Origin of the sequence: Hymenobacter telluris (assembly GCF_017313265.1) — a bacterium.
Taxonomy (GTDB): Bacteria; Bacteroidota; Bacteroidia; order Cytophagales; family Hymenobacteraceae; genus Hymenobacter; species Hymenobacter telluris.
Map to the genome: position 1 here is coordinate 225,715 of NZ_JAFLQZ010000006.1, position 21,407 is coordinate 247,121.

At 60.0% G+C, this 21,407-nt stretch carries 18 protein-coding genes; 10 read left to right on the forward strand and 8 right to left on the reverse strand.

The features are described 5' to 3' along the window. The first annotated feature begins 110 nt into the window (after nucleotides 1–110). Both J0X19_RS11910 and J0X19_RS11915 read left to right on the forward strand, forming a co-directional pair. Nucleotides 111–1,685 (forward strand): NAD(P)/FAD-dependent oxidoreductase, encoded by a 1,575-nt coding sequence (locus tag J0X19_RS11910; protein WP_206984581.1) that lies wholly within the window; start codon nucleotides 111–113, stop codon nucleotides 1,683–1,685. Nucleotides 1,686–1,767: 82 nt separating this feature from the next. After that, entirely contained in the window at nucleotides 1,768–2,127 is a 360-nt protein-coding gene (locus tag J0X19_RS11915) for a CoA-binding protein (RefSeq protein ID WP_206984582.1), read from the forward strand. Nucleotides 2,128–2,202: 75 nt separating this feature from the next. Here J0X19_RS11915 and J0X19_RS11920 read toward each other — a convergent pair whose 3' ends face one another. Next, nucleotides 2,203–4,932, reverse strand: a complete 2,730-nt coding sequence (locus J0X19_RS11920) for an exo-rhamnogalacturonan lyase family protein (protein ID WP_206984583.1) — start codon at nucleotides 4,930–4,932, stop codon at nucleotides 2,203–2,205. A gap of 68 nt (nucleotides 4,933–5,000) precedes the next feature. After that, on the reverse strand, nucleotides 5,001–5,765 hold the full coding sequence (locus tag J0X19_RS11925) for a DUF6250 domain-containing protein (RefSeq protein ID WP_206984584.1): 765 nt from the start codon (nucleotides 5,763–5,765) through the stop codon (nucleotides 5,001–5,003). Between the two features lie 239 nt (nucleotides 5,766–6,004). On the opposite strand from J0X19_RS11925, the gene J0X19_RS11930 reads away from it, so the two are divergent. Genes J0X19_RS11930 through J0X19_RS11940 form a run of 3 tightly spaced genes read left to right on the forward strand, consistent with a single transcriptional unit; the run spans nucleotide 6,005 to nucleotide 8,592 of the window. Continuing rightward, nucleotides 6,005–6,589, forward strand: coding sequence for an RNA polymerase sigma factor (locus tag J0X19_RS11930; RefSeq protein WP_206984585.1), 585 nt, complete (start codon nucleotides 6,005–6,007; stop codon nucleotides 6,587–6,589). Beyond that, the gene (locus tag J0X19_RS11935; protein WP_206984586.1) at nucleotides 6,570–7,406 is read left to right on the forward strand and encodes a hypothetical protein; all 837 of its coding nucleotides are present in this window, start codon (nucleotides 6,570–6,572) and stop codon (nucleotides 7,404–7,406) included. Before J0X19_RS11930 ends, J0X19_RS11935 begins: the two co-directional genes overlap by 20 nt. Before the next feature lie 13 nt (nucleotides 7,407–7,419). Next, nucleotides 7,420–8,592, forward strand: coding sequence for an outer membrane beta-barrel protein (locus tag J0X19_RS11940; RefSeq protein ID WP_206984587.1), 1,173 nt, complete (start codon nucleotides 7,420–7,422; stop codon nucleotides 8,590–8,592). Nucleotides 8,593–8,684: 92 nt separating this feature from the next. Here the strand turns inward: J0X19_RS11940 and J0X19_RS11945 are convergent, their stop codons facing one another. Then, on the reverse strand, nucleotides 8,685–9,428 hold the full coding sequence (locus J0X19_RS11945; RefSeq protein WP_206984588.1) for a TrmH family RNA methyltransferase: 744 nt from the start codon (nucleotides 9,426–9,428) through the stop codon (nucleotides 8,685–8,687). A gap of 35 nt (nucleotides 9,429–9,463) precedes the next feature. On the opposite strand from J0X19_RS11945, the gene tamL reads away from it, so the two are divergent. Next, nucleotides 9,464–11,983 (forward strand): translocation and assembly module lipoprotein TamL, encoded by a 2,520-nt coding sequence (tamL, locus tag J0X19_RS11950; protein ID WP_206984589.1) that lies wholly within the window; start codon nucleotides 9,464–9,466, stop codon nucleotides 11,981–11,983. Between the two features lie 99 nt (nucleotides 11,984–12,082). On the opposite strand, the gene J0X19_RS11955 is transcribed toward tamL, so the two are convergent. Next, on the reverse strand, nucleotides 12,083–14,275 hold the full coding sequence (locus J0X19_RS11955; protein WP_206984590.1) for an alpha-ketoacid dehydrogenase subunit alpha/beta: 2,193 nt from the start codon (nucleotides 14,273–14,275) through the stop codon (nucleotides 12,083–12,085). Nucleotides 14,276–14,461: 186 nt separating this feature from the next. Here J0X19_RS11955 and J0X19_RS11960 point away from each other — a divergent pair, with 186 nt between their 5' ends. The 3 genes from J0X19_RS11960 (at nucleotide 14,462) to J0X19_RS11970 (ending at nucleotide 17,137) form a co-directional block, all read left to right on the forward strand. Continuing rightward, nucleotides 14,462–14,977, forward strand: a complete 516-nt coding sequence (locus J0X19_RS11960; protein ID WP_206984591.1) for a GNAT family N-acetyltransferase — start codon at nucleotides 14,462–14,464, stop codon at nucleotides 14,975–14,977. Between the two features lie 631 nt (nucleotides 14,978–15,608). Then, on the forward strand, nucleotides 15,609–16,562 hold the full coding sequence (gene hemF / locus J0X19_RS11965) for an oxygen-dependent coproporphyrinogen oxidase (protein WP_206984592.1): 954 nt from the start codon (nucleotides 15,609–15,611) through the stop codon (nucleotides 16,560–16,562). Next, on the forward strand, nucleotides 16,559–17,137 hold the full coding sequence (locus J0X19_RS11970) for a phosphatase PAP2 family protein (protein ID WP_242582481.1): 579 nt from the start codon (nucleotides 16,559–16,561) through the stop codon (nucleotides 17,135–17,137). Before hemF ends, J0X19_RS11970 begins: the two co-directional genes overlap by 4 nt. A gap of 71 nt (nucleotides 17,138–17,208) precedes the next feature. Here J0X19_RS11970 and J0X19_RS11975 read toward each other — a convergent pair whose 3' ends face one another. The 4 genes from J0X19_RS11975 to J0X19_RS11990 all read right to left on the reverse strand — a co-directional run bounded on the left by J0X19_RS11975 (nucleotide 17,209) and on the right by J0X19_RS11990 (nucleotide 20,514). Continuing rightward, nucleotides 17,209–17,415, reverse strand: a complete 207-nt coding sequence (locus tag J0X19_RS11975) for a hypothetical protein (RefSeq protein WP_206984593.1) — start codon at nucleotides 17,413–17,415, stop codon at nucleotides 17,209–17,211. A gap of 211 nt (nucleotides 17,416–17,626) precedes the next feature. Beyond that, complete coding sequence (locus tag J0X19_RS11980; RefSeq protein ID WP_206984594.1) at nucleotides 17,627–18,145, reverse strand: hypothetical protein; 519 nt, start codon at nucleotides 18,143–18,145, stop codon at nucleotides 17,627–17,629. A 246-nt stretch (nucleotides 18,146–18,391) separates the two neighbouring features. After that, nucleotides 18,392–18,991 carry a riboflavin synthase gene (locus J0X19_RS11985; RefSeq protein WP_206984595.1) on the reverse strand — a complete coding sequence of 200 codons (600 nt, stop codon included), beginning with the start codon at nucleotides 18,989–18,991 and terminating at the stop codon, nucleotides 18,392–18,394. Nucleotides 18,992–19,098: 107 nt separating this feature from the next. Next, entirely contained in the window at nucleotides 19,099–20,514 is a 1,416-nt protein-coding gene (locus J0X19_RS11990; protein ID WP_242582482.1) for a sugar transferase, read from the reverse strand. A 208-nt stretch (nucleotides 20,515–20,722) separates the two neighbouring features. On the opposite strand from J0X19_RS11990, the gene J0X19_RS11995 reads away from it, so the two are divergent. After that, nucleotides 20,723–21,376 (forward strand): protein-L-isoaspartate(D-aspartate) O-methyltransferase, encoded by a 654-nt coding sequence (locus J0X19_RS11995; RefSeq protein WP_206984596.1) that lies wholly within the window; start codon nucleotides 20,723–20,725, stop codon nucleotides 21,374–21,376. Nucleotides 21,377–21,407: the final 31 nt, after the last annotated feature.

Below are 21,407 nucleotides of genomic sequence, written 5' to 3' on the forward strand. Positions count from 1 at the left end.
GGTGTTACTTGGTCCGATATGAGAACGAAAACCGCCTTCCTGGCCATTTAAAGCCAGATTACACCACATTATTTCACCGGTTTAGAGGATAACCACCTTTCACCTGTTGCATGTCTGACTTCAAACGAGAAATCGAGGTTTTGCTGCCGCCAGCCGAAGCCTACGACGAATTTGCGCGCTACCGCGCGCTGCTGGCCGCTGCGGGCCTTACCCCCGGCGAGGCCGATTTTGTGCATCTGCGCAAACGCTCCATTGATGCCCGCGGCCGGCAGCCCCTGGTACGCCTGCGCGCCGACATCTACCCAACCACTCCCCCTGCCGACCTGTTCGGCCCCTGGTTTCAGTACCCCGATGTTAGTAAGGCGCGGCGCTCGGTGCTGATTGTGGGGGCGGGGCCGGCCGGGCTATTTGCGGCGCTGCGGGCCATTGAGTTGGGTATTCGGCCGGTAGTGCTGGAACGGGGCAAGGACGTGCGCACCCGCCGCCGCGACTTAGCCGCCCTCAATAAAGAGCACCTCGTCAACCCCGATTCCAACTACTGCTTCGGGGAAGGCGGCGCGGGCACGTATTCCGACGGCAAACTGTACACCCGCGCCACCAAGCGCGGCGACATCGGCCGCATTTTGCGCCTGCTGGTGCAGCACGGCGCCACCCCCGACATTCTGGTGGATGCGCACCCGCATATTGGTACCAACAAGCTGCCATTGGTGGTAGCTGCCCTCCGCGACAGTATCCGGGAGGCCGGCGGTGAGGTGCGCTTCGATACTCGCGTAACCGACTTGGTGCTGGAAAACCAGCGTTTGCGGGGTGTGATTACGGCTTCGGGGGAGGCGCTGGAAGCCGATGCCGTTATTCTGGCCACCGGCCACTCCGCCCGCGACATCTATGAGCTGTTGCACCGGCGCGGCGTACTCATCGAGGCCAAACCGTTTGCGCTGGGCGTGCGGGTTGAGCACCAGCAGCAGCTGATTGATCAGGCCCAATACCGGCTGCCGGAGCGCGGGCCGTTGCCGGCGGCGTCTTACTCCTTGGTCCACCAGACGCAGTGGCAGGGCAAGCAGCGGGGTGTATTTTCGTTTTGCATGTGCCCTGGTGGCTTTATTGTGCCCGCCGCCACGGCACCCGGCGAGGTGGTAGTGAATGGCATGAGCCCCAGCCGCCGCGACTCCCGGTTTGCCAACTCGGGCATCGTAACGGCCATTGAGCTGGAAGACATGGACCTGCGGCGGCACGGGGTGCTGGCGGGGTTACGCCTACAAGAGCAAATCGAGCAGCGCGCCTGCCGCCTGGCCGGCAACACCCAACTGGCCCCGGCCCAGCGCCTCGGCGACTTTCTGAAAAACAAAGTATCAGGCGAGTTGCTGGAAACCAGCTACCAGCCTGGCTTGGTGCCCGTAGCTATGGATGAAGTACTGGGCGCGGGTTTGGCGGAGCGGCTACGGCAGGGCTTCCGCAACTTCGGGCAGAAAATACCGGGCTACGCCACCAATGCCGCCCAAATTGTAGGCGTAGAAAGCCGGACCTCCTCCCCCGTCCGCATTCCCCGCGACCGGGACACGCTGGAGCACCCGGAGGTACGAGGTTTGTTTCCCTGCGGCGAAGGGGCGGGCTACGCTGGCGGCATTGTGTCGGCGGCCATGGACGGGGAGCGGTGCGCAGAAGCCGTGCTTGCGGCGGTAAGCTGATAGCTGCGGTACCCCGATTTGCGTATTAAGTTTTATTCACCCAAAAAAAGCTAACAGCCAACAGCTGAAAGCTACTAGCTATATGAAAAAGACTCTCGTTCTCGGCGCCAGCGACAACCCGGCGCGCTATTCCTATCGGGCCGTCCATCAGCTTCAGAAATACGGGCACGAAGTGGTGCCCGTTGGCATCCGGAAGGGCCAGGTGGCCGGCCTCGACATTCACACCGACCGGCCTTCGGCAGATGAGGTGGATACCGTGACGCTGTACGTAGGGCCCCAAAACCAGCCCACTTGGTACGACTACATTTTGGACCTGAACCCTAAGCGTATCATCTTCAACCCCGGCACTGAGAACGACGAATTGGTTGCCAAAGCGCATTCCAAAGGTATCGAGACGGTGGAAGGCTGCACGTTGGTGATGCTGAGCGTAGGGCAGTATTAGGCCGCCGTTTTAGCTTTCTGTTTCAGTTGCCGGGTGCGGGTCCAACGCTATAGATGGCGGGCCCGCACCCGGTTATTATTTGGCCGGTATAGCCTCCCCCACTAACGCCAAGCATTGGATGGCGGCCAAGCCCCACTGTGCTACTGCATTGGTGGAAACGTCCGGAATTTCTTCAACAGAATTCAGTACCTGCGGGCCTTGCAATTGGCGCGCAGGCTGATGGCTGGTGAAGCCACCCGAGGCGTGGTAAAACTCCTGCCAGGCACGTTGGGCCAGTATTTTATCTTTCTTTTGCTGCGCGGCATAGGCAGTAAGGCGCGAATGGCCCTGCCGGAGGTTGAGCTTGCCCAACGACTCCCCGAGCCGGGCGGCTTGCTCGGCTTCAGAAGCGTTGTATAGCTCACAATAAGCCAACCACGCCTGCCTGAATTCCGGCATATCCACCAAGGCCACCAGTTCCGCACAGATTTCCGGCAGCCCAAACACGGCATTCAGGTGCTGGGCGTACGGCTTGGTGTCGGTGGACAAACGAAACTTGCCGGTTTCCACGTCCAGCAGCGCGCTGCCAGTGAAAAAGCCGTGCGGCTGCGCCGCTAGGGTGCGCATGCTGTTGAGCAGCTTCTGCTTGATTTCGGGGTTGCCGGTTCGTTCCCATTCCGTAAGCCAGGCCGCCGCAATTGCGCCCCAGTCGGTACCGAACGAGCAGTACGCTTCGGTGGGCGTGGTACCCGATTTGCGCGGGTCGTCTTGCGGGAGCTTGCGGCCGGGTTGGATGGCCAGCAGCACCTTGGCGGCCGGCACCTGTTCGCGCAGCAAATCCCCCACCCGCTCATCAGCCGTCAGATAATAGTAGAAACGACGGTTGGCGGCGGTGCTGATGCGGAGCTGCTTGGCGCTGTCGCCCCAGTGCAGCACGTTGTGCCGGGAGCCCAGCGGCGCAAACGGCCCGAGGTGGTGCACATCCACTTCGCCAGTGTGGCGCGTCATGGCCTCCGCCATCCGAAACACGTCGGCGCGGCCGGTGCGCAGGAAGTAGTACCACAGCCACATATCCGTGGACAGCTCGGAGTTATCCCAGGCAAAGCCGCCGATGTCGTATTTCCACACGTGCCGGCTTTCGTCGTAGCTGTGCATTACGTCGCCGTAGTTCCAGAACCCGTACCAGGAGCGCTGATCCACTTGCTTCTTGTAGAAATCGAAGTACTTGCCTAGCTGATTCTCGATGGCGGCTTTGGCCGGCACGGCCGGGTCGGGCACGCTCCAGTTGCCCCCAAATACGGCTTGCGCTTGCAGATACGCGGGGGTGCAGGCTAGTACAGGCGGCGCTTGCAGGGTTTCAGCCAGGGCCGCCAGCTCAGTGGCGGCGGGCGTGGCAGGCAGCGCCCACAACATCAGCTCACTGGTGCGGGCCACCCCTTTTGGCGTGCCGAAACCGGGCTCATAGTCTTCGTAGGTAATATCGAGGCCCTCGCGCTGCTTGGCGAAGGTATCCTGCCCCATGCCATCATGGTAGAAACGCAAATCCATTGGGGGCGCGTCGGGAGCCCACAGCCACATCGTGACGTTGGCCTGGGCGGTGGCGGCGTTGCGGATATCGAGCTGGGCGGGGTGGCTTTGCCAGAAGTTGCGGATGCCGAACGCCAGGCCGCCCGTAGGGCTTCCAACGTAGGCAAGCCCAGCGGCGCGCCGGCCGGTGGCGGCAGTAAGCCAGCTAAACCCGGGGCGGGTGCGCTTACGCACCGTGAACGAATCGGCGGAGGGTTGCACCAGCGTGTAGTCGCCGAAAGCGGGAATGTACTCCAGGTTGCGGGCTACGGCGGCCGGAAATTCCTTGCTATCGGGGGTGGCCTGGCCGGCCACTTGGGCGTCGGTAATGGCCGGGCCAGGGTCGCGCCGCAAGCCGGTCAGGCCCCGTACTGCTTCGGCAAAAACGCCCCGCTCCTCGCCCATAAACCGAACGTGCCGGTCGTGCAACGGCGCACTCAGCGGCACCGTGCAGCGCACCCCCACCCCTTTGATAAAGTCGCGGGATTCGTCGCCATCGTAGGTGATGGTGTGCATGATGCGCACTGCCTCGCTGCCCGCGTAGAAATATAGGCGCAGCACAAAAGGCAGCCAGGCCCGGGTGCCGGCGGTTTGGCGGTGCTGGCCTTCCAGCTTCACTACCACCCGCACGGGGCCGGTTTGCTCCACGGTTAAGCCACTGATTTCGCCGGTAAACTCCTGGGTGCGCACCGTGCCAGCCGGCTCGGTGTCCACACTGTCCTGGGTGAGCAGCACCAGTTGGCCGTTGGTAGCCAGCGCCTGCCCGCCGCGGCTGATGGTAAGAAAGGAAGTGCCTTGCTTGCTTAGCTGGCACTGGATTTTGCCGGTATCAATGGTTACCGCCGTGGCCGATTCTGCAACGCGTATCCCGCTGGCATTCGTGCCTTTACCAGCGCGCAGGGAAAGGCCAGGCGTGCGCGCCGGGTCCAGCACGGCCGCGTGAGCCGACCATTTCAGCGAGCCATCGGGCCAGAAAGCCAGCGGCCAGCTTTGCACCGGCACCGCTTCACCCTGCTGCGTACGCAGCGTAAAAGCAATGTTGCGCTTGTGCTTACCTTTGGGCCAAGGCACGCCCCAGGTAACGCCGGTAGCCTGGCCGGAAGCGGCACCAAACAGCCACCGGAGGGGCACCGGCTCGTTGGGAGCGGCAGCGGAGTTGTCGGCCAGATAGTCGGCCCAAGCCGGCACCAAAGAGAACGAGGCCCCGGCCAGCAGAGAGGTCCGAACGAAGGCGCGGCGGGACAAAAGGAAGTGCGGCACTGCGGGTAGGTAACGGTTAGACTAGATACTAAGGAGAAATGCGGCGGGGCTAACTGCCTGCTGACCGCTCACTCCAGCTGGTACACCCGCAAATCGTCTATTTCCTGGCGCGACTTGGTGGCGCGGAAGCCGAAGTAGCCTGCCCGTAGCGGGTCGGGGTCCTGGTACGTGAAATAGCACTGGCCATCCACCCAGAAGCTGGTGGTGCCGTTTTGCACGATGGTTTTGATTTTATACGCTCGGTTGGGAGCCAACAGGTGCGCGGCGTCGGTGTATTCTTGCAAGAGCGTACGGGTGCCGTTGGGTTGGTACTTGCGGAAGCGTGTGGTGGTGTTGGTGTTGCCGCCCATGCCCACGTAGTACATCGGCAGTTGGTCGTAGTCTTCAAACTTGCCGCTGCGCCGGGCGAGGGTGGTGCGTGTAGCTTCGTGGGCCATCCAGAACTGGTTTAGGTCCGAGAGCCGGTCGTTGGACTGGCCGGCCACCAGCACTTTGCGGGTGTACTCGATTTGCAGGTTGCCTTGCAGCGGCTTGTTTAGCCACACCGTCACGCCGCCTTGCGTGTCGAGCACCAGCTTGCCTTGCGTGGCATACACGCTGGAATGGGGCTGTTTTTCCATTTCCACGCGCCACCGCAGTGTATCAAGCTGGTTGAAGGCATCGGCAAAGAGCAGCTTCTTCCGGCTCCCGGTAGGCGCTACGGAGCTAGCAGCAGCTGAGCCGGAACTGAGGGGGGCGGGGTTGGCGCCGCCTACTGCCAGGCCGCTGGCCGCCACCAACACCACGCGCCCTATCACGCTACGCAACTCAGGTACCAGTTGGTCGGGGCTCATAAAAACAGGAAAGCGTATCAAAGGCGGCAATATACTCCGGCCGGCCGACCCGCTGAGCCATTGGTTAGCGCGGCATAGAACGCCGCTGCTATTGATTTGGCTATCATACAGTTCAGTCGCGCCTGAAAACGGGGTTGCATGCCGGGTAATTTATTTTTCTTTTTCAGGCAACCCTTCCCCAGAAGCTGCCATCTACCCCACCAAACGCGCTACTATTGTTGAATCTTTAGGCCTACCCCGTGACTGACGCTGACCTCATAGCTGCTTGCTGCCAAGGCAGTAGCCGCGCCCAAAAGCTGCTCTACGAGCGGTTTGCGGGGATGATGCTGGGTGTGTGCCTGCGCTACCTGCGCCGCCGCGAAGACGCGGAAGAAGCGCTGCTCAGCGGCTTTGCCAAAACGTTTCGGGCCCTGAGCCAGTACCGGCATGAGGGCAGCTTTGAGGGCTGGATTCGGCGGATTATGGTGAACGAGGCGCTGGGCATGCTCCGCCGCAAGGAGCCCCTGCACCTCGCCATCGATGACCTGACGTACGACGTACCGGCCACGGCGGCCGAGGCCGAAAGTCAGCTCAACGCCGCCGACATGCTGGCACTGCTGGCCGAACTGCCCGCCGGCTACCGCACGGTATTCAACCTGTACGCGCTGGAAGGGTACTCACACCCTGAAATTGGCGAGCTGCTGGGTATTTCGGAAGGAACCAGCAAGTCGCAGCTTAGTAAGGCGCGGGCCATGCTCCAGCGTCGCCTGGTAGCCGCCAGCCAAACGGCCACTCCTTCCTCCAACGCTTCACCAAAAGAATTATATGCAACCGGAAGATATTGATAAGCTGTTCCGGGACCGGCTGGAGGGCCACGCGCCCACCCCGCCGGCCTACCTCTGGAACCAACTCGAAGAAGAGCTGCAACCCGCCAAAAAGCGCCCCGTGCTTTGGATGTGGGCCACTGCCGCCGCCGTAGCCCTGCTACTCGTGAGCGGAATACTGTGGCTGCAACTGGGGCACACCAGCGGCCCCGCTCCGCTGGCTACTACCACGCAACGCGCCGCCTCCGCTCCTCAACAGCAGGCCGTAATTCAGCCAGAAAAAAAATTGAAAATAGCTGCTGCAACCCAGGCAACCCCACCCGCCGGTTCCGCATCTAGCCCCACAGAAGCAGTTGCTGCCAAGGACCCAGCCGCACTGCCTCGCCGCTCAGCAGGCGTGCACGCCTCAGAGCGCAACCAGCTGGCCGCCGCAAGCAGCCCGCGCAACCAGGAAAGCCGCCGGGCTTCCGCCGCCTTGAAACCTCAGCCTACCCCTCCTGCCCCCGAGGCCCTGGCTGCTACCACTGCAACGCAACCGGAGCGCCCGGCCGTGGTAGTTGCCCCAGAGCCTGCTCCCCGGCCGCAGGTAGCCACGGTTGCCTTAGCCGCCGCTCCTACTGGCCCCATTGAGGTGGAAGTTCGGCGCAGTGCCGAAACCCCAGCAGTGGCTACCACCGCCAGCGAAAACCGCCGGAGCCTGGGAGGTATTCTGTTACGCCAAGCCCGCAATGCGGTGCGCGGCGACCGGGTTAGTCTGGCTGAAACCGGACTGCCGGAAACTGTAACGGTGCAAGCCCACGTAGCGGGCCGCACCATCACCAAAGTGATTCAACTTTAATCTTCCCTTCGTCATGAAACGCCTCTCCACCGTGCTGGCTGCCTCCCTGATGCTGGCCTTGGCCTCTTCTCCTTCCTTTGCTCGCTCTACCTCCTTTGCCCGGCCTGCTTTCCCTTCGTCGCACCTCGACGATACCATTGTGGTGAAGCTGCCCAACCAGGCTACCATGACGCTGTTCGTGAAAAACAAGCAGCAACTGCGCGAAATGCGGGCTTATAAGCTTGATTCGCTGATGATTTTGCTGGACACCTACATCACGCAGGCGGAAACGGCTGGCAAGAACTCGAAATCGGAGCAGGTGACCATGGAGTTCTACCCCGCCAAAGACCAGCCCGGCAAGCAGGTACCCGAGCAAATCCGCATCACGATGCGCAACGACCAGGGCGGCAAAAGCACCCGCAGCGGCGACAAAGTGGAGGTGAACATGGGCCGCGTATTTGGGATGAAAGTGGAAGAAAACGCCGATGGCAAGGGCGGTGACCGGGTATCGGTGCACGTGGGCGACTACGGCAAAGACTCTTTGGCCACAGCCAAGCGCAAAGCCAAAAGGGAGGCGGACCGCAACCGCGCCGTGCACAACAACTTCACCATCGACCTGGGCCTAAACACGCTGACTGATGTGAAGGCGCAGCCCGGCCAGATGGAGCCCGACCTCAAGCCCGTTGGCTCCCGCTACGTTAGCCTGAACTGGCTCTACGACATTCGGGTGGGGAAAGTAGGCTCGCCTTTCCACCTGATGACCGGCCCTGAGTTGTCGTTCAACAACTACATGCTCGACAACAACGCCCGCTTCATCAACACCAACGGCGTTACAACCATAGCCTCCGAGGCCGACCGCAGCCTGGACAAGAGTAAGTTGGCCGTTACCACCCTCAACCTGCCCCTGATGGCTTCGCTCCGCTTCAAGGGCAACAACGATAAGGACGGCTTCCGCATCGGGGCCGGGGGCTTTGCCGGCTACCGCTTGGGCTCGCACACCAAAATCAAGTACAGTGAAGACGGCCGCACCCGCAAAGACAAAGACCGGGGCAGCTACAACCTCACCGACTTTCAATACGGCGTGCAAGGCTTCATCGGCATCCGCAGCCTGGAGCTGTTCGGCAAGTACCACCTCAACGACCTGTTCAGCAACGACCGGGGCATTCAGGCCCAAACCCTCAGCTTCGGTATCACGCTGCTCCACTAGGAGGCGAGTTGGTGAAATGGTGAGATAGTGAAATGGTGAGTTGGGTGTTCTGCCGGCGCTACTTGCGCAAGTGGAACATCCAACTCACCATTTCACTTATTCCGGTGGAAATTATCCAGCAGGATAGCGGCGGAAATGGCTACGTTCAGGCTTTCGGCCTGGCCGCGGCCGGGGATGTGCAGGCGTTGGGTGAGGCGGGCTTCCACCTCCGGCGTGAGGCCGTGCGACTCGCTGCCCATCACCAGCACACCGGTTGGTTCCAGGGTGAGGTGGTGCACATTGTCGCCGTGCAGGTCGGCGCCGTACACCGGCAGATTGGCGGGCAGGGTGGCTAGCCAGGCGGGCAGGTCGCGCTGCCAGATGGGCACGCGGGTGAAGGAACCCATGGTAGCCGCTACAGTTTTCGGGGCCCAGGGGTCGGCGCAGGTTTCGCTGAGCACCACGCCGGGCAAGCCGTACCAGTCGGCCAGCCGGATGAGGGTGCCCAGGTTGCCCGGGTCGCGCACCTGGTCGAGGGCGAGCAGCAGGCCGCCGGGGGCGGGTTGCAGCGGGGGCTCGGTAGGCAGGCGGGCAATGGCTAGGGCGGTGTTGTTGGTGGCCAGGGTGCCGAGGCTGGTTAGCTCGGCCTCCGTGAGCACCTCCACGGGTACATTGGGGAGTTGGGCCGGTAATTTTGCAGCGAATTCCACCGTTACCAGCACACGTTCCGTTTGAAGTCCGGACCTTAGCAGCTCCAGCACGCTTTTACCGCCTTCCACCAGAAAGGCTTCGTGCCGGAGCCGATACTTTTTCAGGTGCAGCGCGTGTACGTATTTTGCTACTGCTTTTGAGACCATACGCTTCAGTAAACGGACGCCCAACCGGGCCTCGAATGATACATAAGAAAAAAGGGCCGGCGCTAACCGGGGTACTTAGTTTGCTGCTGATTCTGCTGGCCGTGGGTTGCTCGCCCCTACGGTTACTCGGCCCCAACCAGCAGCTACTCAGCCGGGTAGAGCTAAAAGGGGTAAAGCAAGCCGATGCCGAGCGCCTCGAAGCTCTGTACCGGCAGAAACCAAACAGCACCTTCCCGCTGCCAAAACTAGCAATCTATCAGCTAGGGCGCACCTTCTACAACGCCGACCGTACGCAGCGCAAGCTGGATAGTACCCGCGCTGAATACGGCCGGGAAATACTGGCTGCCCGCCCCGATTCGGCCAAGGTGGGCCGGCTGCTCACTCGCCGTGAGCGGCGCACCACCCGCCTCCAGTTAGTGCTCGACAAGGGTAACGCCATTATGCGCCTGGGCGAGCCGCCCGTAGTGTACGACTCGGCTCTGACGCGCCAGACAGCCGAGCAACTGGCTACGTTTCTGAAATCCAAGGGGTTTTTCCGGAGCCGGGTTAGCTACTCCGATACGGTGGCCGACAAGCGCTTTTCGATAGGCCGGCTGCTGGGCGGCCCCGACAGCCTGCACCGCCGCCGCGTAACAGTGACGTACTCCATCACCGAAAACGCCCCGTTTCACTACTCCCAGCTCGACTACGACATTGCCGACTCTGCCGTGGCCAGCCGGGTACTGGCCTCGCAGCCGGCCAGTTTGCTGCACGTCAACGACCAGTACGACGAGGAGCTGATTGGGCAGGAGCGCGCCCGCATTGAAACGCTGCTCAAAAACGACGGCTACTTCGATTTTCGCCAGCAGTACATCACCCTGGAAGCCGATACCAGCTTTGCCCCGACCACCGTACGGCTACGCACCATTGTAGCCAGCCCCGGCCCAGGATTGACGCACGCGCGCTATACCATTCGGCGGGTGCGGTTTATAACGGATGCCGGCACGGTGCGCTTCGGGCAGAAGCGCGACACGCTGGTGCAGGATTCCACGCTGTTCTTGGCTTTCGAGCACCGCATCAGCCCGCGCCTGCTCAACCGCAAAGTAACCATCGACGCCGGCGACTATTATAGCCTGACCGCCACCCAAACCACTCAGCGCCAGCTCAGCCAACTCGACGTGTTCCGGTTTGCCAGCGTCAACTACCAGAAAGTGCGCCCCCTAACCGAGCAGGACAGCCTGCACCGCCAGCTCGACGCCAACATTGCCGCCTCGCCTGCCAAGCGCTACCAGGAAACCGTGGAATTTGGGGGCACCTACGTGGCAGGCCTACCGGGGCCGTTCGGCAACTTGCGCCTCAAGGCCCGTAACCCTTTTGGCGGCGCCGAGGTGCTGGAACTCGGCCTACGAGCCGGTTTAGAAGGGCAGTACCGACGCGGCAACCAAGAAAACCCCGATGCTCCGCTGGAAAGTGTACTGACTACGCAGCTCGGCGCGAATCTTAACCTGATTCTGCCGCAGTTTCTGATACCGTGGCGTACCAACCGTTTTTTGTCGCGCTACAACCCGCGGACTCGTTTCAACGTGGGTTACAACTACGTGAACCGGCCTGAATATACGCGCACCAACCTGGAAGGTACCTTCGACTACATCTGGCAGCGCACTCCCTTTCATCAACTCGTATTCACGCCGATAGATGTCAGCCTGATTAATACGCCGCGACGGGACACCAGCTTTATCCTCTCGCTGCGCAGTCAGTTCCCCGACAACCCCTCGGTGCTGGTGGCGTTTCAGCGGCAGTTCATTCCCAGCTTCAGCTTCACCTCACTCTACAATTCCAACGACTTCAACCAAACCCTGAACGCCGAGTATTTCCGTTGGTTTGTAGAAATTGGTGGGGTAACGAAACCAGTGTACCAAGACGCGCTGGGCAACATTCCGGTGTATGATTTCTACAAGGCCAATGCCGACTACCGGCGCTATTTCAAGTTAGGCCCCCGGTCGTTTTTCGTGTACCGGTTGAACGGCGGCGTAGTGCAGCCACTACGCCGGAACAGCACCGTTATTCCGTACGAGAAATATTTTTTTGCGGGCGGTACCAGCAGCGTCAGGGCCTGGGGGCCGCGGCGTTTGGGCACGGGCTCCAATACCACCTATCAAATCGACCTTACTCCCGGCCCTAGCCCCCTACAATTGGATGAGAATGGCAACCCCATTCGCAACTTCAACTACGAGCAGCCCGGTGAGCTGCTGCTGGAAGGCAACATCGAGTATCGATTCCCGCTCTACAGCTTCATTAATGGGGCTCTATTCACCGACTTCGGCAACGTCTGGAACCTGCGCCGGGTAGGCCCCACCGCCTCTCAGTTCAACGTCAACCGGTTTTACAAAGAGTTTGCGGTGGGTTCCGGCTTCGGGCTGCGCTTCGACTTCACGTTCCTGATTCTGCGCCTCGACATTGCCACCAAGGTGTATGACCCCACCGCCCCCGGCAGCAAATGGGCCATCCGCAACATCAACGTATTCAACAACCGCAACCAAACCGCCCTCAACCTCGGCATCGGGTATCCCTTCTAGCGGTGAGTTGGTGAGATAGTGAAATGGTGAGTTTGACGTTCTAGCTGCGTAATCTGCGCTAATAGAACGTCAAGCTCACAATTTCACTATCTCACTATTTCACCAACTCACTAACTCACCTATGGCGGCGGCTACTTTATCGGCGTTGGGGAGCATTTGGCGCTCCAGGTCCACGTTGAGGGCAATGGCGGGCAGATTGGCGGCGCCGAGGGTGAAAACGGGGGCGTCGAGCTGGCGGAAGCAGGTGCGCTGGATGCGGCCAGCCAGGCTCTCGGCGAAGGAGTTCATGAGCGGCTCCTCGGTGAGTACCAGAGCCTTGCCGTGGCGGCGCACGGCCACTTCCACGGCCTCGAAATCAAGCGGATTGAGAGTGCGCAAGTCCAGGATTTCCACCTGGCCGGGGAACTGGCGGCTGGCGGTTTTCGCCCAGTACACGCCCATGCCGTAGGTGACAACCACGCAGGTTTCGCCGCTGGCCAGCTTCTGCGCGTCGGCGGCTTGGGCTATGGCGGCCTTGCCGAGCGGAATAACGTAGCCGGCGGCCGGCTCCACGGTTTTGGCGTCTTCGGTGCCGGGTACTTTGCTCCAGTACAGGCCTTTATGCTCCAGCATTACCACCGGGTTCGGGTCGAGGAAGGCGGCGCGCATCAGGCCCTTCATGTCGGCGGCGTTGCTGGGGTACACCACCTTGATGCCGCGGATGTTGAGCAGCGTGCTTTCAATCGAGCCCGAATGATACGGCCCGCCCCCACCGTACGCCCCAATCGGCACCCGAATCAGGCTTTGCACCGGAAACTGCCCGTTGGACAAGTAGCACGATTTGCTCAGCTCTTCCACCAACTGATTGAGGCCGGGCCAGATGTAGTCGGCAAACTGGATTTCCACAATGGCCTTGGCCCCTACGGCGCTCATACCGGCCGTGCTGCCCACAATGTAGGCCTCCTGAATGGGCGTATTGAACACGCGGGCGTCGCCGTACTTTTTGGCCAGTAAAGCTGCCTCCCGGAACACGCCGCCCAGCTCCCCTCCCACATCCTGGCCGTAAAACAGCGCCTCCGGAAACTCGCGCAGAATATCATCAATGGTGTGCAGGGCGGCGTCTACCATCAGCGCTTTGTCGGCACCGGCGGGGCTCCGCTCCCCGGCTTCCTCGGTCACGGCAGGCGGCGCAAATTCGTGGTCGGCGTAGGTGGCCGGGTCGGGCGCGGGGGCGGCCAGGGCGCGCTGGTAGTCGGCCTCTACCGTAGCGCGGGCGTCGGCGGCCAACATGGATAGCGCGGTTTCGGTGAAACCCAGATCCAGCATCTGCTGGTGCAGGCGCGGCAGTGGGTCGAGTAGGTTGTGGGCGGTAAGGTTGTCGCCGCGGTACCACTCACGCCGCACGCCACTGGTGTGGTGGCCCAACAGCGGGCACTTGGCGTGCACCAGCACCGGACCGCGCCGCGCCCGTACGTAGTCGAAGGCGTCGGCCATACCGGCGTAACTAGCTTGGAAATCGGCCCCGTCGAACTGCAAGCGGTGCAACCCTTTGAAGCCGGCGGCAAACTCGTAGGCATCCATGGTGCGCATTTCGCGGCCGGTGGCCGAAATACCCCAGTCGTTGTCTTGCACCAGATAAATGATGGGCAACTGGTGCAGCACGGCCATTTGCAGGGCCTCACTCACCTCGCCTTCCGTCATGGCCCCGTCGCCAATCGAGCAAACCACTACAGGCTTTGCCTCTGAATTAAAAATTAAAAATTCAGAATTAAAATTTGACTGGGCATTGCTGTTAGAATTGGTTGGGGCTGACTTATCGGCTTCATTTTTAATTTTTAATTCTAAATTTTTAATTGACTCCAAATACTTGATGCCATGGGCCATACCGGTAGCCGGAATGGCCTGCATGCCGGTGGCCGAGCTTTGGTGCGGAATCAGTGGGAAACCTTTGCGCCGCAACGAGGGGTGGCTGTAGTAGGTACGGCCGCCACTGAACGGGTCGTCGCGCTTGGCCATGAGTTGCAGCATCAATTCATACGGCTGCAACCCCAACCCGATGAGCATGGCGTCGTCGCGGTAGTAGGGCGCCACGCAGTCGATGGGGCGCAGGTGGAAAGCGGCAGCCAGCTGCACGGCTTCGTGGCCGCGGGCGGTGGCGTGCACGTATTTGGCCGTTATGGCTTTGTTTTCTTCGTAGAGCCGGGCCATTTCGGCGGCGGTGTGCATCAGGCGGTAGGCTCGTTGCCAAGTGGCCTGGGTAGGTTGGGTGGTAGCGAAGGTAGGTTCCAGAGTGGGGGCGGCTTGGCTTGACATAGAGTGGCGGTGGGTGGCGCAACGAAATTACAGGTTCAGATTGGATGAATGGATGAGGGGATGATTGAATGATGGAGCAGCCAAAGCGCAAGGCCCATCGGAAGTCACGAATTTCTCGTTTTGTCTGCGCAGATTGCGCCACCTACAACAGCCGAGCGCCTATATCCCTCATCCAATCATCCACCCATGCTCCTCACCCCTGCCACTGCGGCCGACATTCCGGCGCTGGTAACCTTGGTAAACAGTGCCTACCGGGGCGAAGTATCCACCCAGGGCTGGACCACCGAAGCGCACCTGCTCGACGGCCAGCGTACCGATGCCGCCGCCCTGCTGGAGTTGCTAGCCGCTCCCGAGGCCACTATTCTGCAAGGCACCACGCCCACCGGAGAGCTACTCGGCAGCGTGTACCTGCACCCCGAACCCGACGGGGTACTGTACCTGGGTATGCTGTCGGTGGCGCCCACGCAGCAGGGCCAGGGTATCGGCAAGCACTTGCTGGAAGCCGCCGAGGCGTTTGCCCGCCAAACCGCCTGCACCAGGATTCGGATTACGGTTATTTCGGTGCGGACCGAGCTGCTGGCGTGGTACGAGCGGCATGGCTACCACCGCACCGGCGCCACCGAAGCCTTCCCCACCGACACCCGGTTCGGCATCCCTCGGCAGCCGCTGGAGTTGCTGGTGCTGGAGAAGGAGTTGAGTTAGATAATCGACTGACGCCTACTACACTTTCTATATGCGAATCAACCAATCGGTTAGGTTGCTGGCATTGTTAATATGCGCGGCCTGTGTTCACCGTCTACCAGCTCAAGAGCCTCTTTCTGTGCGATTATCCTCACCGGTCTGTATACAACTAGAAAAGGCTACGGCCTTGGAGTATGTTGTATTTAACCCAAATCGTGAAAGCATCCGGTTTAACTCATTTCGTTTAGGTTTTTATTCTATTGAAAACATATCGACTATGGAGGAGCCGGAACGTACCATAATAAGTGAACCGACTAGTACACTGCCCGGCGTAATTATCATACCGCCACTGTCAGAAATTCGGCTTCAGGACACAACGCATTGGTTTCAGCAATTCAAGCTTGAACAGGGCGAAAAATATCAGGTTCAGTTTGTTGACTCGGGGCCTCTTTCCAAAAAAGACAAACTAACCGTAGCACAGCAAGTTGGTCCCGCTATACTTACCATGTGCAAATAAAGTATCCGAGGCCTCTGCACGTCTGCAAAACCAGTAAAGCCGTACCTTCGCAGCCTTGAAAACTGCGGCGGCGCTACGTGGCATCCGTTTCTGAGTGGGCCCGTTGCTTACTCACCACGCGCCGCCTTGCCTTCTATGTCGAATCTTACCTCATTTCCTACCGCCACTCCGGCTGCCACCTTGCGCGCCAGCGTAGAAGCTTGGCTGCGCGAATTTCAAGACTGGCTGTGCCAGCAGCTGGAAACTACCGACGGCACTGGCCGTTTTCAGGAAGACGCTTGGCAGCACCACGGCGGCGGCGGCGGCCGCTCGCGCGTGCTCACTCACGGCACCATCATCGAGAAGGGCGGCGTGAATTTTTCGGCCGTGCAAGGCACCATGAGCGAGCAGGCGGCCCGCGTGCTGCTCATGCCCAACCCCGAGTATTTCGCCACTGGCGTATCGGTGGTGCAGCACCCGCGCAGCCCGCTGGTGCCCATCTCGCACATGAACGTGCGGTATTTCGAGGCCGGCAACGGCGAGGCGTGGTTTGGCGGCGGGCTCGATTTAACCCCGATTTACGTGGATGAAGCGCAGGGCCGCTGGTTTCACGAGCAGATTGCCGAGGTGTGCGCGCAGCACAATCCTACCTACTACGCCCGCTTCAAGCAGTGGGCCGACGATTATTTTTACCTGCCTCACCGCCAGGAAACGCGCGGCATCGGCGGCCTGTTCTTCGACCGGCTCACGGTGGGTAAAGACGGTGAGGCCGAGGCGCTGTTTGCCTTTATCCGGGCCGTGGGCGAGGTTTTTGGCCGCACCTACACTGAGTTGATGCGCCAGAATGCCAACCTGCCCTACTCCGAGCAACAGAAGCAGTGGCAGCTGGTGCGCCGGGGCCGCTACGCCGAGTTCAACCTGGCCTTCGACCGGGGTACGCGCTTCGGGCTGGAAACCGGGGGCCGCACCGAAAGCATTCTGATGAGCTTGCCCCCCCAGGTGGAGTGGCACTACAATTTCCCCATCGAGCCCAACTCGCCCGAAGCCGCCACCCAGGCCTGGCTGCGCAAAGGCGTAGACTGGCTTACTGAAACCTCCCGCCCCGCTTGATTGAAGCTCTAAAATCTCTGGACAACTGGCTGCTGCTGGCCGCCAACCGCCACCATGCCCCCTGGCTGGACGAACTGATGGTGTTCTTCACCGAGCGGTTTGTGTGGTTTCCGGCTTACTTCGTGCTGCTGGTGGTGCTGGCGTATCTGGTGGGGCGCCGGGCCTGGGTGCTGCTGCCGCTGCTGGGCGCCACGGTAGCCCTGGCCGACATTATTTCCAGCCGCCTGTTTAAGCCCTACTTCGCCCGGCTCCGCCCCTGCCATGATCCTACCCTATCGGCTACGTTGAACATGGTGAATGGCTGCGGCGGGCAGTTCGGGTTTATGTCGTCGCACGCGGCTAACGCCTTTGCCCTCACGGTGTTCATGGCCTTGGTGCTACCTCGCCGTTATCGGGTGGCGCAATGGCTACTACTGGTTTGGGCCATCATCGTAAGCTACAGCCGTATCTATCTGGCCGCGCACTTCCCTTCCGACGTATTGGCCGGCGCTCTGCTCGGCAGTTTGCTGGCTTGGGGGTTTGCCACGCTTTATAAGCGCCTAACCAGTACCGGCCCGCTTAGTAAAATTTTCTAGAAAAGCCTTTTTTCAATTATATAAAAGCCGCTGTCAAGCTCCTGACAGCGGCTTTCTTATCGGGTAGAATACTACTTGGCAGGCTTGCGGTTGCCGGTGTGGCCGTCGCCCCGGTCGCCTTGGCCGGGCTTGCTGGTGATTTTGGAGTTGTGCTGGTCGTCCTGCGACAAAGAACGGTTCAGGTCCACCTCACTGGTGAACTGGCCCCGTGCATTCCGGCGCACGTAGCGCTTGTCGCCGGGCGTAGGCTCTAGTTGTTCGCGCTTGGATTTCGGCATGGCGGGAAGGAAGTAACAAGTTGACGATCTACTTGATACGCACTTCTTGCCAAGCAGGTTAGCTACTTGCTTACCGGGTTGTCACCCTGATTGCAACCATCATCGGTAGAGTTGAAGCAGGTACCACCCATGAGTGGTATACCCACTGCTTTACTAGGCCAGCTTTCTGTCTTATATCCATCGACTTTGTTTCCGCAGAAGCCCCTAACCCTTAGCGAAACGTACGAATACCGTTGTCGTAGTAAATCAGCTGCGCGGCCTCGTCTTGATAGTAAGCAAATGGATACTCCTGATTTTTCGGGCTCACCCGCCACGCTTTGACCAACTTTTCGGGGGCGTTGCTGATACCCGCGTTAAGGTTGTAATACCCAAATTCGGCGCTCACGCACTGGCGCTGCACATCTTTCAAACGGCCAGCATCAAACTCCGTGATAGCAGCCTGAAAAAGTTCGCCCACCTGCCCGGCACTGAGCGTGGGTGTAGTATTGAGGCTGGTGCCGCTGCTGAGCTGACCGTTTTGAAAGTTGAACGACCCATTTTTAAAGGCGAAAATTAACTGGGCCGTGAAGATGCGCAACCCGTTGGTGTATTCCTCCACCGTAACTACCTGCGAGTCGAAACTGGCATAAGGTGAAAAAAATGTTTGCACCGATTCGCGCACATAGCGCACATAGCGAAGGTTGCGGCTGTCGAGGCGGTTGCGAACAAACAGACTGTTGATAGTTGCCACATCGGAGCTGCTTAAGCTGTGGGCACTCACCGGCACAGTCAGTGGCTCGCTACAATCTTTGCCAGGACGCTCCTCTTGCTTGGCGCAGGAGAACACAAGAAAAGAGCCTAGTATAGGAGGCAACAGGATTCTGAGGCGACTCATCGGAATGGGAATTAGCTGTTCTATTACTGGAGCCCCGTCCCTCGGGAAAGGTTGCAATGCCGCTCATTGCCTAGCCTGCACAGACCGTCAATTACGGCGTCCTTAGCGGCTGACCTGCCCCAGCAGCTTGGCCACGTACTTACCTACAATATCGAACTCCAGATTCACCTGGTGGCCGGGGCGCAGGTCCTGGAAGGTGGTGTGCTCGTAGGTGTAGGGAATAATGGCCACCGAAAAACCATCATCGGTGGAGTTGAAGCAGGTTAGGCTGGTGCCGTTGATGCAGATGGAGCCTTTCTCCACGGTTACGCGGCCGGGGCCGGGCTCGTGGCGGAACCGGTACAGCCACGAGCCGTTCTGGTCCTCCACCGATTCGCAAGTGGCGGTGAGGTCAACGTGGCCCTGCACGATGTGGCCGTCGAAGCGGCCATTGGCGGCCAGGCACCGCTCCAGATTCACGCGGCGGCCGGGCTCCCAGTGCGCCAGGTTGGTTTTTTGCAGCGTTTCGTCGATGGCCGTCACTACGTGCGTACCAGCGGCGGCATCCACGGCTACTACGGTCAAACACACGCCGTCGTGCGCCACGCTCTGGTCGATTTGCAGCTCAGCGGCAAAGGGCGCCCCTACCGTGAAATGAATGTTTGTGCCCTCGCGGCGCACCTCTTGGATGGTTCCGAGAGATTCTATGATACCAGTGAACATGGGTTTCAATTAAAAATTAAAAATTGAGAATTGAGAATAAGGCCTGCTGAATGGTCTGATGACCTGCAACGACCATTTTTAATTTTTAATTCTCAATTTTTAATTGACTACTTACCTCGTCCTTCGATAATGATTTTAAGGGTGTAAAGCAGCACCCGGAAGTCCATGGCGAGGCTCATGTTTTCGATGTAGAGAATGTCGAATTTCAGGCGTTCCACCATCTGGGCCACGGTTTCGGCATAGCCGTATTTCACTTGCCCGAGGCTGGTGAGGCCCGGCCGGACGCGGTGCAGGTGGCGGTAATGCGGCGCGAGCAGCACAATCTGGTCGATGAAGAACTGCCGCTCGGGGCGCGGCCCCACAATGCTCATGTCGCCCTTGATAACGTTCCAGAACTGGGGTAGCTCATCGAGCCGCACCTTGCGCATAAAGCGGCCCCAGGGCGTGATGCGCGGGTCGTGGTCGGAGCTGAGCGAGGGGCCCTGCTTTTCGGCGTCGGTGTACATCGAGCGGAACTTGTAGATGCGGAACGGGTGCCCGAACCGCCCAATCCGCTCCTGCGAGTAAAACACCGGTCCCGGCGACGACAGTTTCACCATAACGGCCGTGAAGGCATACACCGGCCAGGCCAGCAGTAAGAACAGCACGGAAGCCCCCACGTCGATAATACGTTTGAGCACCCGCTGCCACGGCGGCAGCAAGTCCTGCTTGATTTCAATGAGCGGCGTACCAAAAATGTGGCTCACTTTCACCGAGCCCAGCAGCATCTGGTAGAGGTCGGGCAGCACGCTGATACGGGCGGGCGTGCCTTCGAGCAGCGTCAGAATCTCTTCTACCACGCGGTGCTCAGAGGGCTCGATGGCAATAACAATCTGTTCTATTTTCAGGGCGCGCACCAGCGCTGGCATGCGGTGGTACGAACCGGGGGTGGGCAGCAGGGCGGCTAGCTCGGCATCAACCGTATTGCTCACGGGCGCAAATCCCACTAATTTCAAGCCCAGATGGCGGCTGTTGCGGCGTAGTTCGTGGTAGGTTTCCAGCGCCAGCGCATTAGAACCCACCAGCAGCGTATTAAAAAAGATGGTGCCGTTACGTACCAGGCTCTGCACGCTGCTTACGGCCCAGGTGCGCAGAACGGCCGTGATACTGAAATGCAGCAGAAAGTACGCCGAAATGGTTTTATAGTACGATTTGTAGTTCTGCACGCCCTCGTCATCGAGCAGCAGTACAAAGAAAATCACCAGCCCACCCAGCACCGATACCTGCCCAAGCCGGATAATCTCAGACAGGCGAGACTTGCGAAAGATGTCGCGGTACTCGCCGATGAGGGTGTACAGTAGGGTCCAGAAAACCGCAATCATCAGGGCCGAGCCCGTCAGGTCGAACAGAATACCTTCGGTGAAGTGGTAGCTGGTTAGCTCATCGAGCAAGTACTTGCGCACGATATAGAAACATACCCAGGCCAAGAGGGCCGCCAGAAAGTCGGCGGCTATCAGCTTTAGTAGTTGCAAGGTGCGAATCAAAGGGGCACGGATTGGGGCCGACACGAGAGCCAGCCAGTGATTTTATGGGGGCGAATAGGTAGCTTCGCGCCGAAACAAATGCCGTAGCAGGCCATAATAGCCCGTTTTCCAGCGGGCCAAAGGTAGGGCAATAAACCGGAAACAAGGAAAAGCTGCACTATTCCTTTGTTTGCATCAAAGACCTTACCAGAGGCCCTGATTTTACCGCATGCACGCCGACACCTACCGACACCGCGGCCAACGCCGCACCCTCGTAGAAGAGCTCCGCCGTAAAGGCATCCGCGACGAGCGGGTGCTAGAGGCACTGCTAGTTGTGCCGCGCCACGCTTTTTTTGAAACGGCTTTTCAGGCTCATGCTTACCAGGACAAGGCCTTCCCGATTGGTGAGGGCCAGACGATTTCGCAGCCCTACACCGTAGCCTACCAAACGGCTTTGCTGGCTCCCGAACCCCAGCACCGAGTACTGGAAGTGGGTACCGGCTCGGGCTACCAGTGCTGCGTGCTGCTGGAGCTGACACCGCACGTATTCAGCATCGAGTACCAGCCCGTGCTGTTTGAGCGCACCCGGCGGCGGCTGGCGCACCTGCACCGCGCGGCTCACTTGTTTTGTGGCGACGGCTCCCTGGGTTTGCCCGACCACGCGCCTTTCGACCGGATACTGGTAACGGCTGGCTCCCCAACCCTACCCCGCCCCCTGCTGCGGCAGCTGCGGGTGGGCGGCTGCCTGGTAATTCCGGTGGGCGATGCGCAGGTGCAGCGCATGATACGCGTAACGCGGGTGAGCGAAGAGGAATTTACGCGCGAAGAGTTCGAGGAATTCCGCTTCGTGCCATTGCTGGGCCGGGCCGGCTGGGCCGGCTAGCCTGCGCTGCGCAAGTAGCTGGTTGTAACAA

Bases quoted from the DNA above. Each gene is read 5' to 3' on its own strand.
- J0X19_RS11935 (WP_206984586.1), top strand. From the start codon at position 6,570: ATGCAACCGGAAGATATTGATAAGCTGTTCCGGGACCGGCTGGAGGGC.
- hemF (WP_206984592.1), top strand. From the start codon at position 15,609: ATGTCGAATCTTACCTCATTTCCTACCGCCACTCCGGCTGCCACCTTG.
- J0X19_RS11945 (WP_206984588.1), bottom strand. From the start codon at position 9,428: ATGGTCTCAAAAGCAGTAGCAAAATACGTACACGCGCTGCACCTGAAA.
- J0X19_RS11940 (WP_206984587.1), top strand. From the start codon at position 7,420: ATGAAACGCCTCTCCACCGTGCTGGCTGCCTCCCTGATGCTGGCCTTG.
- J0X19_RS11985 (WP_206984595.1), bottom strand. From the start codon at position 18,991: ATGTTCACTGGTATCATAGAATCTCTCGGAACCATCCAAGAGGTGCGC.
- tamL (WP_206984589.1), top strand. From the start codon at position 9,464: ATGATACATAAGAAAAAAGGGCCGGCGCTAACCGGGGTACTTAGTTTG.
- J0X19_RS11995 (WP_206984596.1), top strand. From the start codon at position 20,723: ATGCACGCCGACACCTACCGACACCGCGGCCAACGCCGCACCCTCGTA.
- J0X19_RS11975 (WP_206984593.1), bottom strand. From the start codon at position 17,415: ATGCCGAAATCCAAGCGCGAACAACTAGAGCCTACGCCCGGCGACAAG.
- J0X19_RS11925 (WP_206984584.1), bottom strand. From the start codon at position 5,765: ATGAGCCCCGACCAACTGGTACCTGAGTTGCGTAGCGTGATAGGGCGC.
- J0X19_RS11915 (WP_206984582.1), top strand. From the start codon at position 1,768: ATGAAAAAGACTCTCGTTCTCGGCGCCAGCGACAACCCGGCGCGCTAT.
- J0X19_RS11955 (WP_206984590.1), bottom strand. From the start codon at position 14,275: ATGTCAAGCCAAGCCGCCCCCACTCTGGAACCTACCTTCGCTACCACC.
- J0X19_RS11910 (WP_206984581.1), top strand. From the start codon at position 111: ATGTCTGACTTCAAACGAGAAATCGAGGTTTTGCTGCCGCCAGCCGAA.
- J0X19_RS11960 (WP_206984591.1), top strand. From the start codon at position 14,462: ATGCTCCTCACCCCTGCCACTGCGGCCGACATTCCGGCGCTGGTAACC.